Origin of the sequence: Kineococcus gypseus, assembly GCF_050871305.1 — a bacterium.
Lineage (GTDB): Bacteria > Actinomycetota > Actinomycetes > Actinomycetales > Kineococcaceae > Kineococcus > Kineococcus gypseus.
Genome location: NZ_JBJLRD010000113.1, coordinates 1 through 1,698, shown reverse-complemented (window position 1 = coordinate 1,698; position 1,698 = coordinate 1). Strand labels below are relative to the sequence as shown.

1 protein-coding gene is annotated in these 1,698 nt (G+C 71.7%); it reads left to right on the top strand.

All coding sequences use genetic code 11. The annotated features are described in order from the left end of the window. Positions 1 to 64: 64 nt before the first annotated feature. On the top strand, positions 65 to 1,698 hold a 1,634-nt coding region (gene mmsA, locus ACRYMN_RS20825; RefSeq protein ID WP_432499332.1), incomplete at its 3' end, for a multiple monosaccharide ABC transporter ATP-binding protein.

The window sequence follows — 1,698 nt, the reverse complement described above, 5'->3', positions numbered from 1 at the left end:
CCACCCCCCACCCCCGCCGGGCCCCGCGCCCGGCCGGTCCCCGAGCGAGGACGACGGCGCGCCGATGAGCGACAACATCCTGGAAATGCGGGACATCACCAAGACCTTCCCCGGAGTGAAGGCGCTCTCGGGCGTCTCGCTGTCGGTGAAGCGCGGTGAGGTCCACGCCATCTGCGGCGAGAACGGCGCGGGCAAGTCCACGCTGATGAAGGTGCTCTCCGGCGTCTACCCGCACGGCAGCTACGAGGGCGAGATCCACTTCGACGGCGCCCTGTCGCAGTTCAGCGGCATCAGCGACAGCGAGCGCGCCGGCATCGCCATCATCCACCAGGAGCTGGCCCTGGTGCCGTTCCTGTCGATCGCGGAGAACCTCTTCCTGGGCAACGAGGTCCGCGGCCGCGGCGGGCTCATCGACTGGAACCGCGCCAACGGCGAGGCCTCGCGCCTGCTGGCGCGCGTGGGCCTGGACGAGAACCCCACCACCCCGATCGGCCAGCTCGGCGTCGGCAAGCAGCAGCTGGTGGAGATCGCCAAGGCGCTCAGCAAGGACGTCAAGCTCCTCATCCTCGACGAGCCGACCGCCGCGCTGAACGACACCGACTCCGCGCACCTGCTGGGGCTGCTGCGCCAGCTGCGCGCCGAGGGCATGACGAGCATCATGATCTCGCACAAGCTCAACGAGATCGAGGCCATCGCGGACTCCACCACCATCATCCGCGACGGGCGCACCATCGAGACGCTGGACATGCGCGCCGACGCCGTCACCGAGGACCGCATCATCCGCGGCATGGTCGGCCGCGACCTCGACAGCCGCTTCCCCGAGCGCGAGTCGCACCCGGGTGAGGAGGTCCTGCGCATCGAGGACTGGACCGTGGGGCACCCCTCGCAGGACCGCCTCGTCGTCGACGGCGCCAACCTGTCCGTGCGCGCCGGCGAGGTCGTCGGCATCGCCGGGCTCATGGGCGCCGGGCGCACCGAGCTGGCGATGAGCGTCTTCGGCCGCTCGTACGGGCGCTACCTCGGCGGTCAGCTGTACCTGCACGGGCGCCCCGTGCAGGCGCGCTCGGTGCGCCAGGCGATCCACCACGGCCTGGCCTACGTCACCGAGGACCGCAAGAAGTACGGCCTGAACCTCATCGACGACATCAAGCGCAACATCTCCGCCGCCGCGCTGGACAAGCTCACCCGCGGCGGCTTCGTCGACGCGCACGAGGAGATCCGCGTCGCCGAGGACAGCAAGCGGAGCATGAACATCAAGGCCCCCACGGTCATGGCCCTGACCGGCAAGCTCTCCGGGGGCAACCAGCAGAAGGTCGTGCTCTCGAAGTGGATCTACTCCGACCCGGAGGTCCTGATCCTCGACGAGCCCACCCGCGGCATCGACGTCGGCGCCAAGTACGAGATCTACACGATCATCAACCGGCTGGTCGCCGCCGGCAAGGCCGTCATCGTCATCTCCTCGGAGCTGCCGGAGCTGCTGGGCATCTGCGACCGCGTCTACACCCTCTCGGCCGGGCGCATCACCGGTCAGCTGCCCGTGGCCGAGGCCACGCAGGAGCGGCTGATGGCCCTGATGACCAAGGACCGCGGGCCGGCGCCCCCCCCCCCCCCCCCCCCCCCCGGGCCCCCCCCCCCCCCCCCCCCCCCCCCCCCCCCCCCCCCCCCCCCCCCCCCCCCCCCCCCCCCCCCCCCCCCCCC